The sequence below is a fragment of the Psychromarinibacter sediminicola genome (genome assembly GCF_029168335.1).
In the GTDB taxonomy this organism is placed as follows: domain Bacteria; phylum Pseudomonadota; class Alphaproteobacteria; order Rhodobacterales; family Rhodobacteraceae; genus Psychromarinibacter; species Psychromarinibacter sediminicola.
Genome location: NZ_JARGYC010000085.1, coordinates 2,501 through 17,407, shown reverse-complemented (window position 1 = coordinate 17,407; position 14,907 = coordinate 2,501). Strand labels below are relative to the sequence as shown.

Here is a 14,907-nt window from a genome sequence, read left to right as displayed (position 1 = left end):
TCGGCGACATCTGCGATCTCTTCGAACCCGACGAATGCTGGAACTACTTCAAGGCCGCAGGATATGCCCACGATTAAACGCACGAAGCTCTAGCGACGCTATTACGGTTGCGGGGCGGGATTGGAACCTGAGTTCTTCAGGTTGCAAGGTCGTCCCGCAGCAGCGCCTCAAGGCATTCCCCGCGGCACGCGGATTGGACGTCCCGCGACGGGGAGCGCCGCGCATCGCGCATTATCCGGTTGAACAGCTCGGCGAGGCTCGTAGAACGCGCCTTGCGGGAGGGTCCGCGCCGCGCGTCCGGGCGATCCGCGCCTTTGCAGAAGCAGTACCGGGGTTCGCATGATCCGTCATTTCGTCTTCTTCACCGCCCGGCGCGACGAAGATCTCGTCGCCATCCGCGACGGGCTTCGCCTTCTCACCCGGATACCGGAGGCCGACCGCCTCGAGATCGCGCTGAACCGGAAATCCGACCCCAAGAGCAAGGAGGTCGATATCGTCGTCTATGGCGAGTTCGCCGACGACGCGGCCCTCGCGGCCTACAAGGCGCATGATCTCTACGCCGAAGCGATCCGGCGGGTGAAACCGTTGCGCGAGATGCGGCTCCCCGCGGATTACGACACCGCGCAGGCCTATACCACGGCAGCGGATGACGCCTGACATCTCGGCCACCCCGAGCAGCGGGCCGGTCGACGGCCCGGAGATCCTGTTTCGCGACGATCTCGCCGGTCGCGAACTGCATTTCTCGCGCCCCCGCGAGATCATCCGCGCCGATACGCCCGAAGAGGTCGCGGGCGCACTGGCGCAGGTCGCGCGGGCGCAGGCTGCGGGCAGGTGGTGCGCGGGCTATCTGAGCTATGAGGCGGGCTATGCGCTGGAGCCGAAACTCCGCGATCACCTCCCGGCGCACTGCCGCCTGCCGCTGGTGCAGATGGGGGTGTTCGATGCACCGGAGACGCGCGAGGTCGCGCCACCGGCGGCCGGCGGCGCGTCGCTCACGGGGTTTCGCCCGGCCTGGTCCTTCGCGGACTATGCGCCGCGCTTCGAGCAGGTGCATCGCCACCTCTGTGCCGGGGACTGCTACCAGGCCAACCTGACCTTCCCGATCGCGGCGCGGTGGCAGGGCGACCCCGCCGCGCTCTTCGACGCCATGACCGCCCGGCAACCGGTCCGCTACGGCGCGCTCGTCCGGCTGGGCGGTCCTGCCATCCTCTCGCGCTCGCCGGAGCTGTTCTTCGAGGTCGACGACGCGGGCTGGATCGAGACGCATCCGATGAAGGGCACCATCCGGCGCGGGGCCACGCCGGAGGAAGATGCCCGGCTCGCCGAGGCCCTGCGGCAGGATCCGAAGAACCGGGCCGAGAACCTGATGATCGTCGATCTCCTGCGCAACGACATCTCGCGCATCTGCGCGCTCGGAACGTTGCACGTGCCCGCGCTTTTTCGCGTGGAGCACTATCCGACGGTGCATCAGCTGGTCAGCCGCATCCGGGCCAGGCTGGCCCCCGGCGTCGGGTTTGCCGAGATCGTCGGCGCCCTCTTTCCCTGCGGCTCGATCACCGGCGCCCCGAAGATCCGGGCCATGCAGATCCTGCGTGCGCTGGAGGCGCGTCCCCGCGACATCTATTGCGGTGCGATCGGCTATCTCGCGCCGTCGGGCGGCATGCGCTTCAACGTGGCGATCCGCACCGTCACGCTGCACGAGGGCGGCGAGGCGGTGCTCAATGTCGGGGGCGGCCTCGTCTACGATTCCGAAGCTCGTGCGGAATACGACGAGTGCCTCCTCAAGGCGAAATTCGCCGCGCCGGTTGCCCCGTCAGAGCCGTTGCCGGCGGAGAACCCTGCCGGTGGCGAGGCGCTCGGGCACGATCCGGATGTCGGCGTCTGACCTTCGATTCCTGGCGCCTTGAGCAGAGCCCCTCCGGCGGTCGGGTTCAGGCGTGCTGCGCGGCCTGCGGCAGGACGAAGGCCGTGGCCGGGTCGGGCGGGGTGCGGTCGACGCGCAGGGTGCAGCCGTAGGCGCGCGACAGCACGTCGTCGCGCAGGACGTCGCGGGCGGTGCCGCGGGCCAGCACGCGGCCGTCGTGCAGCATCGCGACGCGGTCGGCGAACATGGCCGTGAGGTTCAGGTCGTGCATGACCGCGACCACGCCGCCGCCGGCATCGGCGTAGTCGCGGGCGATCTGCATCACCTCCAGCTGGTGGCCGATGTCGAGCGAGGAGACAGGCTCGTCGAGGACCAGCCAGCGGGGGGCGCCGTCGGCGACCGGCTCCCAGACCTGCAGGAGGACGCGGGCGAGCTGCACCCGCTGCTGCTCGCCGCCGGAGAGGGCCTGGACCGGGCGGCCCTCGAAGCCGGACAGGCCGACACGGGCCAGCGCGGCCGAGGGCAGGTCGCGGCGGTCGGCGGAGAGGCCGGCGGCGAGGCCGAGGCGGAGCACTTCGAGCACGGTGAAGGGGAAGGCAACCTGCGCCGATTGCGGCAGGACGGCGCGGCGGGCGGCGAGCTGCCAGCCGGGCATGGCGGCCACGTCACGGCCGTCGAGGCTCACGCGGCCCCGGTAGGCGATCTCGCCGGTCATCGCCTTCAGAAGCGTGGTCTTGCCGGAGCCGTTGGGGCCGACGATGGCGGTGACCTGGCCGGGCGCGGCGGCGAAGTCGACGCCCGTCAGGATCGCGCGGCCGTGGATCGAGACATGGATATCGTGGGCCGAGAACATGGGGCTTACATCGCCAGGACGCCGCGGTTGCGCAGCAGGATGAACAGGAAGAACGGCCCGCCGAGGATCGCGGTGACGATGCCGATGGGCAGTTCCGCCGGCGCTACGACGGAGCGGGCGACCATGTCGGCGGCGATCAGCATGGCGGCGCCGAGGAGGGCGGAGGCCGGCAGGAGGTAGCGGTGGTCGGGGCCGATGGCCAGCCGCAGGAGGTGCGGCACGACGATCCCGACGAAGCCGATACCCCCCGAGACCGCGACGGCGGCGCCGGCCGCGGCGGCGACGGTGAGGATGGCGAGGCGCTTCATCAGTTGCACGGGGATGCCCAGATGGGCCGCGGTGGGCTCGCCCAGCGCCAGCGCGTTGAGCGCGCGGGCGAGGAACGGGGCGGCGGCCAGCGACAGGGCGATGAGCGGCAGCGCGGCGGCGGTCTTGGTCCAGGTGGCGCCGGCGAGGGAACCAAGGCCCCAGAAGGTCAGGTCGCGAAGCTGGGCGTCGTCGGCCATGTAGATCAGCACGCCGGAGAGGGCTCCGGCCAGCGCGGCCATGGCGATGCCGGCCAGCAGCATCACCGCGACCGAGGTGCGGCCGTTGCGGGTGGAGACGCGGTAGAGCATGAGCGTCGTGGCCCAGCCGCCGAGAAAGGCGGCGACGGCAACGAGGTGGTTGCCGGCGAGGGCCTGCAGCCTGGCGGGGAGCATCCCGCCCAGCACGATGGCCGAGATCGCACCGAGCCCCGCGCCCGGGCCGATCCCGACGAGGCCGGGGTCGGCCAGCGGGTTGCGGAACAGCCCCTGCAGCACCGCGCCGGAGACCGCCAGCGCCGCGCCCACGAGGAGGCCCATGGCCAGCCGGGGAAGCCGGATGTCGAACAGCACGATGCGCTCGCGCAGCCCGATCTCGCCGCCCCGCGCCAGCGTGGCCAGCGCGTCCCAGAGCGAGGTGCCGGTGGCGCCAACGGCGAGGCTCGCCGCCGACAGCGCGGCCAGCAGGACGACGAGCCCGGCCGTGACGGCCCGCGCCCGCACCGTCCGGTCGCCCGGCAGCACCGGCGCACGGCGCGGGCGCAGGATGTCCGCCATCGCCGTCATCAGTCGGTACCGTAGAGCGCGGCGTTCAGCTCCCGCACCGCCTGCGGCGTGCGCGGGCCGAAGCCCAGCAGGAGCAGGCCGTCCATCCGCACCAGCGCGCCGGCTTCCCCCGCGGGGGTGGAGGCGATGGCGGGCAGCGAGAACAGCGCCTCGTCCGGCATCGAGTGGTCGCCGCCGCGCTGCATCATCAGGATCACGTCCGGCGCAGCGGCGATGATCGCCTCGTCGGTCAGGGGCTTGTAGCCGGCGAACTCGGTGATCGCGTTCTCGCCGCCCGCCAGCCCGATGATGCCGTCGGCGGCGGTGCCGGTGCCGGAGGCCATGATGCGCCCGCCCTGCGTCGACAGGATGAACAGGACGCGGCGCGGGTCGTCGTGCCCGGCCGCCTCCGCCGCCGCCTCGGCCAGCGCGGCGTCGATCTCCCTGGCGAGCCGCGCGCCCTCTGCCGGCACGTCCAGCGCCGCTGCGACCGCCTCGATCTTGGCGCGCACCGACTCGCGGTCGAAGCCGCCGGGGATGGAGACGAAGTCGATGGCGGCCTCGCGCAACACGTCGATGGTCTCGGGCGGGCCGCTGCCGGCCTCGGCGATGACGAGGTCGGGGTTCACCGACAGCACGCCTTCCGGCGTCAGCGCCCGCATGTAGCCGACATCGGGCAGGTCCTGCGCCGCTTCGGGGTAGCTCGACGTGGTGTCGCGGGCGACGAGCCGGTCGCCTTCGCCCAGGGCATAGACGATCTCCGTGACCGAGCCGCCGACCGAGAGCACGCGCTCGTCCTGCGGCACGTCCTGCGCCGACGAATACTCGGCGGTCACCGCGACGAAGGGGCCGACGAGGCACCAGAAGACGATCAGCGGCGTCGGGAGGCTCTTGCAGGGACGGCGCCTCACGACACCACCTCCGCCGCGTCGGCCTCGGGCAGGTCGTCGACGATCTCGGCGAAGGCGGGGCGCTCGTCCAGCTCGTCGGTGCGCAGGCCGAAGACCTGGAGGATCAGTGCGCCCCGGGAGTCGAAGCCTTCCAGCGACAGGGCGGGGCCGCGTTTGGTGGGCTTCTCGACGGCCCAGAGTTCCGCGATGTGGTCGGAGCGCAGGTGCAGGTTGAAGCCGGGATCCATGATGTTCTGCCACGGGCCGACACGTTTGACGGTGTGGATCGGGCCGGTGTGGATCTGGATGCAGCCGCGGTTGCCGACGAAGACCATCGCGCCGACGCCGCGCCCCGCCAGCGTTTCCAGCGCGAGGTCCATCGCGTCGGGCCGCAGCGGGCGGACGTAGGGGGCGCCCGCGATGCGGTAGGCGCCGAGGCGGTTCATCTTCAGCTTGGAGGTCAGGCGCAGGAACTGGTGGGTGTCGGTCATCCGGTCCCATTCGCGCAGCAGCGCCTCGCGCTTGTCGATGTCGGATTTCGGCGGCTCGGGGGGCTGGCGCGGGGCGAGGTCCAGCGTGTCGGCGCTGTCGCCTGTCGCGAGGTCGGCCACCAGCGCGCGCCATGCGTCGACATCCGAGCCGTCGCGCAGGATCACCTTGTGGACCGCGTCGCCGGCGGCGTCGAAGACCTGCAGGCTGCGCCGGGTGCCGCGGTCGCTCTCCAGCTCCACCGCGAAGGCGTGGACCCAGTGGCGCGGGAAGAGGCGCAGGTCGATGTCCTTGGTCAGCACCATCGCGGCGTGATCGCCCGGGCGGTAGTTGTCGTAGACGCCGATCTTTTCGTGCACCGCGCTGTCGTTGCGGGTCAACGCCATGACCTCGCCCAGGTCACGGAGCCGCGGCATCAGCGCGTGCGGGTCGGCGCCGATGCGCGTGGCCCCGCGCCCGACGCGGGCGGCGACGAGGTCGGCCTCGCGCACGCCCAGCATGTCGGCCAGGTCGCGGGGCCGCTTGTCCGTGTTGTCCGCCATCGCGTGGCGCAGCGCGCCCGCAGTCTTCTCCACCGTGATCGCCATCGGCAACGGTCCTCCAGATAGGGTGGTGATCGGCCTGGCTGTCCCGGCATCGGCGATGCGGACGTTGCTGGGTGTCGTGCGAAAGATGCGCACAGGATATACTTGATTTTTTTAGTCGGTCATTTTAACCGATGCAAGTGACGTTCGCCGCGGACCTGCAGGCGAACCGCAGCCAGCTTCGCGCCAGCCCCACAAAAACAAGACATCCGAAGGGGACGAAACATGCGCGCGACGAGCGTTCATTCATTGTTGTTGTGTACGACTGCGGCCTCGGCCGCGATGCTGGCGGGGCCGGTGGCGGCGCAGGACGGGTTCACCCGCCTGGGGCGCATCGTGCTGGGCTTCGGCGGCAGCGAATCAGTGGCCATCGACACGCCGCAGGCGGTCACGGTGCTGGACCAGGCGGATATCGACCGCGAGCAGGCCACGACCGTGGCCGAGCTGTTCGACACGGTGCCCGGCATCCAGGGCATCGGCTCGGAGCGCGTCGGCGGGGTGTCGTTCAACATCCGCGGCGTCGGCGAGCTGGCGGCGTCGGACGAATCGAAGATCATCGTCACGGTCGACGGGGCGACGAAATTCTACGAGCAGTACCGGATGGGGTCGTTCTTTTCCGACCCCGAACTCTACAAGCAGGTCGAGGTGCTGCGCGGACCGGCGTCGTCGACGCTATACGGCTCGGGCGCGATCGGCGGCGTCATCAACTTCGAGACGAAGGACGCGGGCGACTTCATCACCGCGGGTGGCACGCATGCGCTGCGGTTCCGCGGCGGCTATGACAGCCAGGGCAACGAGAAACTGGCTTCGGCGATCTACGCCTTCGCGCCCAGCGAGGCGTTCGAGGCGGTCTTCGCGCTGAACTACCGCACCGCCGGCAACTACGAGGACGGCGACGGGACCGAGGTGCCGGGGTCGGAATTCGACGCGGCGTCGGGGCTTCTGAAGGCGAAGTACTCGTTCGGCGACGCCTACGAGCATTCGCTGACCGCCTCCTACAGCGTGTGGGACAGCAAGGCGGACGACACGCAGTATTCGCAGACCGGCACGCTGGGCGCCTTCGGCACGATCGACCGCGACATCCACGACGAGACGCTGGCGCTGCGCTACGAGTACCCGGCGAGCGACACCCCGTGGATCGACCTCGACGTGGTGCTCAGCTACTCCGACACCAATGTCGTGCAGGAGGATGCCTCGGCACCGATCCCCTCGCCGCTCTTCGCCGACGGCGAGTACGCCTACCGCACCGCCAGCCTGAAGATCGAGAACACCTTCGAGCTGAGCATGGGCGCGTGGGAGAACTACGTGACCGCCGGCGTGCAGTACTCGCACCAGGACCGGGTGGCCGAGACGTCGATGGGGCCCCTGGGCTTTCACCCGGAGGGCACCGACGAGAAAATCGGCGTCTACCTGCAGGCCGAATTCATCTGGAACGACACGCTGACCATCGTGCCGGGCGTGCGCGCCGACTTCGTGTCGCTGACGCCGGGCGACATGGTGGGCGGCAGCGGCTTCGGGGAGACGCTGGTCTCGCCCAAGCTGGCGGCGCATTACCAGCTGAACGACACCTATGCGATCTTCGGCTCGGTGGCCCATACCCAAAGGGTGCCGACGCTGGACGAGATCTATTCCTCGGACGCGGACGAGCCGAACAGCCCGGACCTGGACATGGAGACGGCCAACAGCGTCGAGCTTGGCGTCTCGGGGTCGTGGCAGGGCATCTTCACGCCGAACGACGCGGTGGAGGTGAAGGCCACCGGCTTCTGGTCCGAGATCGACGACATGATCGCGCGGGACAGCACCGCGGGCACGCCCTATTACCGCAACATCGACGCCGCCGAGATCTGGGGGCTGGAGGTCGAGGGGGCCTACGAGTCCGATTTCGCCTTCGGCCGGCTCGCCGTCTCGGACGTGCGCGGCGAGGACAAGTCGACGGGCGAGACGCCGACCTCGATACCGCAGCGGTCGCTGGTGCTGACGCTGGGCGGCAAGGCGCCCGATGTCGGCGTCGAGTACGGCTGGCGCGGCAAGTTCTACGACGACATCGACTACGGCGGCGGCGACGCCTACGACGGCTATGTGCTGCACGACCTGTTCCTCGACTGGACGCCGCAGCGGGGTCCGATGCAGGGCGTCACCTTCGGCGTCTCGGTCGATAACGTCTTCGACACCGCCTACCGGAACAGCCTGGCCGGCGACAACGGGCCGGGCCGCTCCATCGGCGTGTCGATCACCAAGGCCTTCGAGTTCTAGAAATGGAGTCTACATGCGTGCACCTCGACTGAGGCTGGCCTGTCTCGCCACGGCACTGGGTTTCGGCACCCTGGCGGGACAGGCCCTTGCGCAGGAGGCGGAAGAGCCCGCCTCCACCGCGCTTTTCGTGGAACTGAACACCCTGTCGCCGCTGGAGGGCGGCTGTCGGCTGACCTTCATGGCGACCAACGCACTGGGCACCGACGTGGAGCAGCTGGTGCTGGAAACGGTGCTGATGACCACCGAAGGCAAGGTCGACCGGCTGACCCTGTTCGACCTGCGCGAGCTGCCGGCGAACCGGCCGCGCGTGCGGCAGTTCGACGTCTCCGGGCTGGCCTGCGACGCGCTGGGCCGGGTGCTGATCAACGGCATCGACACCTGCACCGGCGAGGGGCTGGACCGGGAGGCCTGTTCCGACCGGCTCGACCTGTCGACCCGCGCGGGCGTGGAGGTGATCGGGTGATCTGGACCGCCCTGCAGGACCGGCTGGCCGGCATCCTCGACCTCGGCGGTCCCGTCGTGGCGCTTCTGATGGCGCTGTCGGTGCTGTCGCTGGCGGTGATCCTCTACAAGCTGTGGCAGTTCGGCGCCGCCGGCGTCGGGCGCCACCGCGGCCTGCGCAGGGCGCTGGAAGAGATCGACCGGGCACAGCCCGGCCGGGCCAGCGCGACCCTGCGCGGCAGCCGCAGCCATCTGGCGCCGGTTCTGCTGCGCGCGCTGGAGGCGCCGGAGGAGGCCGCGAAGGAGCGGATCGAGGCCGAGGCCGCCGCCCGGCTCGACCGGCTGGAGACCGGGTTCCGCATCCTCGACAGCATCGCACAGATCGCGCCGCTCCTGGGGCTGTTCGGCACCGTGCTGGGCATGATCGACGCCTTCCAGGCGCTGCAGGACGCGGGCGCCTCGGTCGATCCCTCGACGCTGGCCGGGGGCATCTGGGTCGCGCTGCTGACCACGGCGGCGGGACTGGCGGTGTCGATGCCGACGACCCTGCTGCTGACCTTCCTCGAGTCGCGCGTCGCCCGCGAGCGTGCGCTGGCCGAGATCGCCGTGGAGACCCTGTTCGCGCCGCTGCCCGAGCGTGCCTCGGCGCCACTGGGCAGCCGGGCGGGAGCGGCGGCCCATGCCGGTTAGGACCGCCGCACCCCGCCGGCGGGCCGTGTCGATGACGTCGCTGATCGACGTGATCTTCCTGCTGCCGTTGTTCTTCATGCTGACCTCGACCTTCACCAAGTTCGCCGAGATCCCGCTGTCGACCGGCGGCGCCGGCGCCGGCGGGCCGGCTCCCGAGGCCGCGCCGCTGTTCCTGCGCCTGTCGCAGACGGAGCTGTCGCTGAACGGCGAGACGGTGGCGCTGGAGGCGCTGCCCGACCGGCTGGATGCGCAGGCCGGGGACGGCGCGGAGAGTCCGGTGCTGGTCTCGCCGACGCAGGAGACGACGTCGCAGCGGCTGGTCGACCTGCTGGTCGCGCTGCGCGGGCTGCCGGGCGTCGACCTGCGCGTTCTGGAGTGATTCGATGGCCCTGCGTCTGCCCCGACAGAAGCCGCGCGGCGAGCCGACGATCGCGCTGATCAACATCGTCTTCCTGATGCTGATCTTCTTCATGATCGCCGGCGCACTCGCCCCGCCGCTCGATGGCGACGTGTCGCTGGTGGACACCGCCGGGCTGGACGGGCGCGCGCCGCCCGACGCGCCGGCGATCCTGCCCGACGGCACGCTGCGCTATCGCGATGCGGTGACCACGCCGGCCGATGTCGTCGCGCGGGTCGGGGGGCCGGCGCCGTCCGTGCGGGTGGTGCCCGACCGCGAATTGCCCGCGCAGGAGCTGCTGCGCGTGGCGCGGGCGCTGCGCGAGGCCGGCGCGGGCGAGGTCTGGCTGGTCACCGAGAAGGGGCTGGAATGAGGTACGACAAGCTCATCGCACCGGCCGCGCTCGTCCTGTCGCTGGCATTGCACGGCGCGGGCCTGCTGGTGGCCGACCCGCCCGACGCGCCGGAGATGGCGGCCGCCGCGGGCGGGATCGCGCGGCTGGGCAACAGCTTTGCCGACATGGAGGCGGGTACGGTGACGCCGCCGCCCGCCGAGATGACCGAGCCGCGGGAGACCGAGGTCACCGAGCCGACCGACCGGCCGGAGATGACGGGGCCTGCCGAGGAGACCGAGACGGCCGAAATCGCGGAGGCGGCGACGGCCGAGACGCCGCGGGTCGCGGAGACGGCGGAGGCATCGCCGGAGGAGGCCGCACCGCCTGCGCAAGACGCAGAGCCGGTCGCGATGGCAGAGCTTGCAGAGGCGGAGCAGGCAACGGCCGAAGAGACGCCGACAGCCGAGACCGCGACGGTCGAAACACCGGAGACGGCCGAGAGCGCCGCTGAGGCGGTCACGCCGAGCGCACTCTCCCCGCCCGCCCCGAGCGCAACCGACGCGGCGCCGCTGGAAGCGACCGCGGGCCCGGAGCTGCTGCGCGCGCCGGAGACGGCACCGGACGAGGCCACAACGCCCGAGGTCGCGCCCTCCGTGACGCCTGAGCCCGCGGAGCCCAAGGCCGCCGAACCGGAGGTGGCCGACGCGGCCCTGGCCGAGGCCACGCCCGCGGTCCGCATCGAGACGGCCCGGCCGGTGCGTCCGGCCTCGCCCTCCGAGCCCGACACCTCCTCGCCCTCCGAGCCCGCGACCACGCCGGAAGCGGCCGCGTCGCCGCCGGTCGCCAAGACCACGCCGGCGGCCCCGGTCGTGCCCGAAACCGAAAGCGCCGCGCCCGCGGAGACGGCGAAGGCGGTGGCGGACGACAGCTCGGAACTGGCGGTGCCCGTATCGCGCCCGCCGGCGCAACGGCCGCCGGACCTGGTGCCCGAGACGGCGCGCGACACGACCCCGCCGCCCGCGCCGCCGCAAGCGAGCGGGAACGCCTCGCAGACCGCCATGCGTGGCGACGACAGCGGGTCGGAAGCCGCGACCGACACGACCGGCGGCGCAGGCGGACGGGCCGAGACCGGGGTGGGAAACGCAAGGGCCGCGGCGCAGTACGGGAACGCGGTGATGCGCAAGATCAGCCGGACCCGCCGTCAGCGCACGCGGGTCGCCGGCGCGGCGCTCGTCGCCTTCAGCATCGCGCCGTCGGGGGGGCTCGTCTCGGTCTCGATCGCCCGCAGTTCCGGTAACCGGGAGCTGGACCGGATCGCGCTGTCGCACATCCGGCGATCCGCCCCGTTTCCGCCGCCGCCGCCAGGGGCGCGGACGCGGTTCACGATCGAGTTCGCCGGGGGCTGAACAGGCCATCGGGAACTCGGTATCTACCGCAAATCGTTGGTTGCGGGATGGCGCAGCAGACAATGCCGGCGGGCGGGAGGCCCAAAAGCAAAAAGCCTCCGCGGCGGGACCGGCGGAGGCATCGCAAGTATCGTTGGTTGCGGGGGTAGGATTTGAACCTACGACCTTCAGGTTATGAGCCTGACGAGCTACCGGGCTGCTCCACCCCGCGCCAAGATGTGTCTTGATGGCATCGTAAGAGAGATACGATGTGTTCCTTGCTAGGTTTGGCGGTGACCTACTCTCCCACGTCTTGAGACGCAGTACCATCGGCGCTACGGCGCTTAACGGTCGAGTTCGGGATGGGATCGCGTGTTTCGCTCGTGCTATGACCACCAAACCGAGAAAGGAACACATTCCAAGTCGCGTACACCAACGGTGTATGCTTCCTGATCCGCCAGGGCTGGACCTGGCTTCTACTGGATCAAATCAAGCCTATCGGGCAATTAGTACCGGTCAACTGAACGCATTGCTGCGCTTACATCTCCGGCCTATCGACGTGGTCGTCTTCCACGGCCCTCAGGGATACCTTGTTTCGAGGGGGGCTTCCCGCTTAGATGCCTTCAGCGGTTATCCTTTCCGATCATAGCTACCCTGCACTGCTGCTGGCGCAACAACAGGTCCACCAGTGGATCGTTCATCCCGGTCCTCTCGTACTAGGGACAACTCCTCTCAAGTATCCTACACCCACGGCAGATAGGGACCGAACTGTCTCACGACGTTCTAAACCCAGCTCACGTACCTCTTTAAACGGCGAACAGCCGTACCCTTGGGACCTGCTCCAGCCCCAGGATGAGATGAGCCGACATCGAGGTGCCAAACGGTGCCGTCGATATGGACTCTTGGGCACCATCAGCCTGTTATCCCCGGCGTACCTTTTATCCGTTGAGCGATGGCCCTTCCACTCGGGACCACCGGATCACTATGGCCGTCTTTCGACTCTGCTCGACCTGTCAGTCTCGCAGTCAGGCTGGCTTCTGCCATTGCACTCATCGAGCGATTTCCGACCGCTCTGAGCCAACCTTCGCGCGCCTCCGTTACTCTTTGGGAGGCGACCGCCCCAGTCAAACTACCCGCCACACAGGGTCCCGGAACCCGATAAGGGATCGCGGTTAGACATCAAGCAGGCGAAGGGTGGTATCTCAAGGATGGCTCCACCGGAACTAGCGTCCCGGTTTCAAAGCCTACCACCTATCCTGCACATCACATGCCTGATGCCAGTGTGAAGCTGTAGTAAAGGTGCACGGGGTCTTTCCGTCTAACCGCGGGAAGCCTGCATCTTGACAGGCAGTTCAATTTCGCTGAGTCGATGTTGGAGACAGCGGGGAAGTCGTTACGCCATTCGTGCAGGTCGGAACTTACCCGACAAGGAATTTCGCTACCTTAGGACCGTTATAGTTACGGCCGCCGTTTACCTGGGCTTCAATTCGGAGCTTGCACTCCTCCTTTTAACCTTCAGGCACCGGGCAGGCGTCAGACCCTATACGTCGTCTTGCGACTTCGCAGAGCCCTGTGTTTTTAGTAAACAGTCGCCACCCCCTGGTTTGTGCCCCCGACAGTCGTGTGCCGGGCCTCCTTCTCGCGAACTTACGGAGGTATTTTGCCGAGTTCCTTCAACATCGTTCTCTCAAGCGCCTTGGTATTCTCTACCAGTCCACCTGTGTCGGTTTAGGGTACGATCTAATGGAGGGCTATTTCCAGGCACTGTCTTGAATACAGACCAATCCGATAAGGCCTGCACGTCGCCACAATGCGTCACATCCTCCTGGCCCAGGAATATTAACCTGGTTCCCATCGACTACGCCTTTCGGCCTCGCCTTAGGGGTCGGCTTACCCTGCTCAGATTAGCTTTAAGCAGGAACCCTTGGACTTTCGGCGACAGGGTCTCTCACCCTGTTTGTCGCTACTCATGTCATCATTCTCGCTAGTGATCACTCCACCGGATCGCTCACGCGCCGGCTTCACAGTCAAATCCGAGCCTCCAATGCGGTCGAAACCGCTAAGGAGGCGTGGATTTTATCACACTACGCTCCGCTACCACTGCATACGCAGTCCTAAGCTTCGGCTCGTGGCTTGAGCCCCGTTACATCTTCGCCGCAAGACAGCTTGATTAGACCAGTGAGCTGTTACGCTATCTTTAAAGGATGGCTGCTTCTAAGCCAACCTCCTGGTTGTTTTGGCCGTCTCACCTGCTTTCCCACTTAGCCACGAATTGGGGGCCTTAGCTGTAGGTCAGGGTTGTTTCCCTCTCCACCATGGGCGTTAGCACCCATAGTGTGTCTGCCGTATAGTACTCCCGGGTATTCGGAGTTTGGTTAGGATCAGTAAGCCTGTGGGGCCCCATTACCCATCCAGTGCTCTACCCCCCGGGGTATTCGTACGACGCTCTACCTAAATAGATTTCGCGGAGAACCAGCTATCTCCGAGTTTGATTGGCCTTTCACCCCTAGGCACAACTCATCCCGACCTTTTTCAACAGGTGTGGGTTCGGACCTCCAGTAAGTGTTACCTTACCTTCATCCTGGTCATGCCTAGATCACTCGGTTTCGGGTCTGATCCCACGAACTCGACGCCCTATTAAGACTCGCTTTCGCTACGCCTACACCTATCGGCTTAAGCTTGCTCGTGAGACCAAGTCGATGACCCATTATACAAAAGGTACGCCGTCAGCTCTCGAGGAGCCTCCGACTGCTTGTAGGCGTCCGGTTTCAGGTACTGTTTCACTCCCCTCGTCGGGGTGCTTTTCACCTTTCCCTCACGGTACTGGTTCGCTATCGGTCAGTAAGGAGTACTTAGCCTTCGAGGGTGGTCCCCCGATCTTCAGACAGGATTTCACGTGTCCCGCCCTACTTAATACGTCCATGGTGCTTCCTGTACGGGGCTGTCACCCGCTATGGCCGACCTTTCCAGATCGTTCCAGTCACACTTCCGGCTCGGCTGATCCCCGTTCGCTCGCCACTACTAGGGGAGTATCATTGATTTCCTTTCCTCCGGGTACTTAGATGTTTCAGTTCCCCGGGTTTGCTCTTGAAACCCTATGTGTTCAGGTCTCAAGTACCTGTTTCAGCCGATTATAAGCTGCCCTTAGGCAATTATAACCAACTGTCAGGTGGGTTGCCCCATTCGGAGATCCTGGGATCAAAGCCTATTCTCGGCTCCCCCAAGCTTATCGCAGAGTATCACGTCCTTCATCGCCTCTTACTGCCAAGGCATCCACCAAACGCCCTTCTCGCGCTTGATTTGATCCAGAAGAAGACAGGCTTCTTCTGTGGCCACCGGTCCTTTTGTGAGCTCCGGTGACACTGATCAAAAGCATACTATCCCGCTCTTCCGGCTGGTTCGTCCGGAAGAACATGGCCACTCTTTCGAGCGGCATTGGTTAGTGTACTTGACTTGGATAGTTACATGCCTCGCGGTTGATCCGTAGATCAGCGCCGCAGATCCCACCCCACTTGGCAAGATCAGCATGAAACTGATGTGTATCTCTCTTTACGATGTCATAGACGTCCGATTGGACGGCGGAACGCTCGAAAGCGCTCGGCGGTCAAATCGAAACCGTTCAGGTCGCAACCGAACGGAACGTGGTGGAGCGTATCG

General features: G+C 67.4%; 12 protein-coding genes, 2 tRNA genes and 2 rRNA genes (1 of these 16 running past the window's edge). 8 read left to right on the top strand and 8 right to left on the bottom strand.

The features are described from left to right. The first annotated feature begins 339 nt into the window (after positions 1-339). Entirely contained in the window at positions 340-657 is a 318-nt protein-coding gene (locus P1J78_RS21370) for a Dabb family protein (protein WP_275569415.1), read from the top strand. Then, positions 647-1,885 carry an aminodeoxychorismate synthase component I gene (locus P1J78_RS21365; RefSeq protein ID WP_275569414.1) on the top strand — a complete coding sequence of 413 codons (1,239 nt, stop codon included), beginning with the start codon at positions 647-649 and terminating at the stop codon, positions 1,883-1,885. Before P1J78_RS21370 ends, P1J78_RS21365 begins: the two co-directional genes overlap by 11 nt. Before the next feature lie 46 nt (positions 1,886-1,931). Here the strand turns inward: P1J78_RS21365 and P1J78_RS21360 are convergent, their stop codons facing one another. From P1J78_RS21360 to P1J78_RS21345, 4 genes are read right to left on the bottom strand one after another with little or no spacing between them, the layout of a single operon-like run. Continuing rightward, complete coding sequence (locus P1J78_RS21360; protein WP_275569413.1) at positions 1,932-2,717, bottom strand: heme ABC transporter ATP-binding protein; 786 nt, start codon at positions 2,715-2,717, stop codon at positions 1,932-1,934. A gap of 5 nt (positions 2,718-2,722) precedes the next feature. After that, entirely contained in the window at positions 2,723-3,799 is a 1,077-nt protein-coding gene (locus P1J78_RS21355) for a FecCD family ABC transporter permease (RefSeq protein WP_275569412.1), read from the bottom strand. Between the two features lie 8 nt (positions 3,800-3,807). Further along, entirely contained in the window at positions 3,808-4,698 is an 891-nt protein-coding gene (locus P1J78_RS21350; RefSeq protein ID WP_374213389.1) for a heme/hemin ABC transporter substrate-binding protein, read from the bottom strand. Next, the gene (locus tag P1J78_RS21345; protein WP_275569411.1) at positions 4,695-5,753 is read right to left on the bottom strand and encodes a hemin-degrading factor; all 1,059 of its coding nucleotides are present in this window, start codon (positions 5,751-5,753) and stop codon (positions 4,695-4,697) included. The genes P1J78_RS21350 and P1J78_RS21345 overlap by 4 nt, the downstream gene beginning before the upstream one ends. A gap of 252 nt (positions 5,754-6,005) precedes the next feature. Here P1J78_RS21345 and P1J78_RS21340 point away from each other — a divergent pair, with 252 nt between their 5' ends. From P1J78_RS21340 to P1J78_RS21315, 6 genes are read left to right on the top strand one after another with little or no spacing between them, the layout of a single operon-like run. After that, entirely contained in the window at positions 6,006-8,003 is a 1,998-nt protein-coding gene (locus tag P1J78_RS21340; protein WP_275569410.1) for a TonB-dependent receptor domain-containing protein, read from the top strand. 13 nt (positions 8,004-8,016) lie between these two features. Further along, positions 8,017-8,466 (top strand): hypothetical protein, encoded by a 450-nt coding sequence (locus P1J78_RS21335; RefSeq protein WP_275569409.1) that lies wholly within the window; start codon positions 8,017-8,019, stop codon positions 8,464-8,466. Beyond that, positions 8,466-9,134 carry a MotA/TolQ/ExbB proton channel family protein gene (locus tag P1J78_RS21330; RefSeq protein ID WP_275569416.1) on the top strand — a complete coding sequence of 223 codons (669 nt, stop codon included), beginning with the start codon at positions 8,466-8,468 and terminating at the stop codon, positions 9,132-9,134. Before P1J78_RS21335 ends, P1J78_RS21330 begins: the two co-directional genes overlap by 1 nt. Further along, entirely contained in the window at positions 9,124-9,513 is a 390-nt protein-coding gene (locus P1J78_RS21325; protein WP_275569408.1) for an ExbD/TolR family protein, read from the top strand. The genes P1J78_RS21330 and P1J78_RS21325 overlap by 11 nt, the downstream gene beginning before the upstream one ends. Positions 9,514-9,517: 4 nt before the next feature. Further along, a complete protein-coding gene (locus P1J78_RS21320; protein ID WP_275569407.1) occupies positions 9,518-9,904 on the top strand; it encodes an ExbD/TolR family protein in 387 nt (128 codons plus the stop codon). After that, positions 9,901-11,271 (top strand): energy transducer TonB family protein, encoded by a 1,371-nt coding sequence (locus P1J78_RS21315; protein ID WP_275569406.1) that lies wholly within the window; start codon positions 9,901-9,903, stop codon positions 11,269-11,271. The genes P1J78_RS21320 and P1J78_RS21315 overlap by 4 nt, the downstream gene beginning before the upstream one ends. A 134-nt stretch (positions 11,272-11,405) precedes the next feature. Here the strand turns inward: P1J78_RS21315 and P1J78_RS21310 are convergent. The 4 genes from P1J78_RS21310 to P1J78_RS21295 all read right to left on the bottom strand — a co-directional run. Next, a tRNA-Met gene (locus P1J78_RS21310) sits at positions 11,406-11,482 on the bottom strand. Between the two features lie 53 nt (positions 11,483-11,535). Then, positions 11,536-11,650: ribosomal RNA gene (gene rrf / locus P1J78_RS21305) — 5S ribosomal RNA — on the bottom strand. A gap of 85 nt (positions 11,651-11,735) precedes the next feature. Beyond that, positions 11,736-14,551: ribosomal RNA gene (locus tag P1J78_RS21300) — 23S ribosomal RNA — on the bottom strand. Positions 14,552-14,892: 341 nt separating this feature from the next. After that, a tRNA-Ala gene (locus P1J78_RS21295) sits at positions 14,893-14,907 on the bottom strand; it runs 61 nt beyond the window's last position.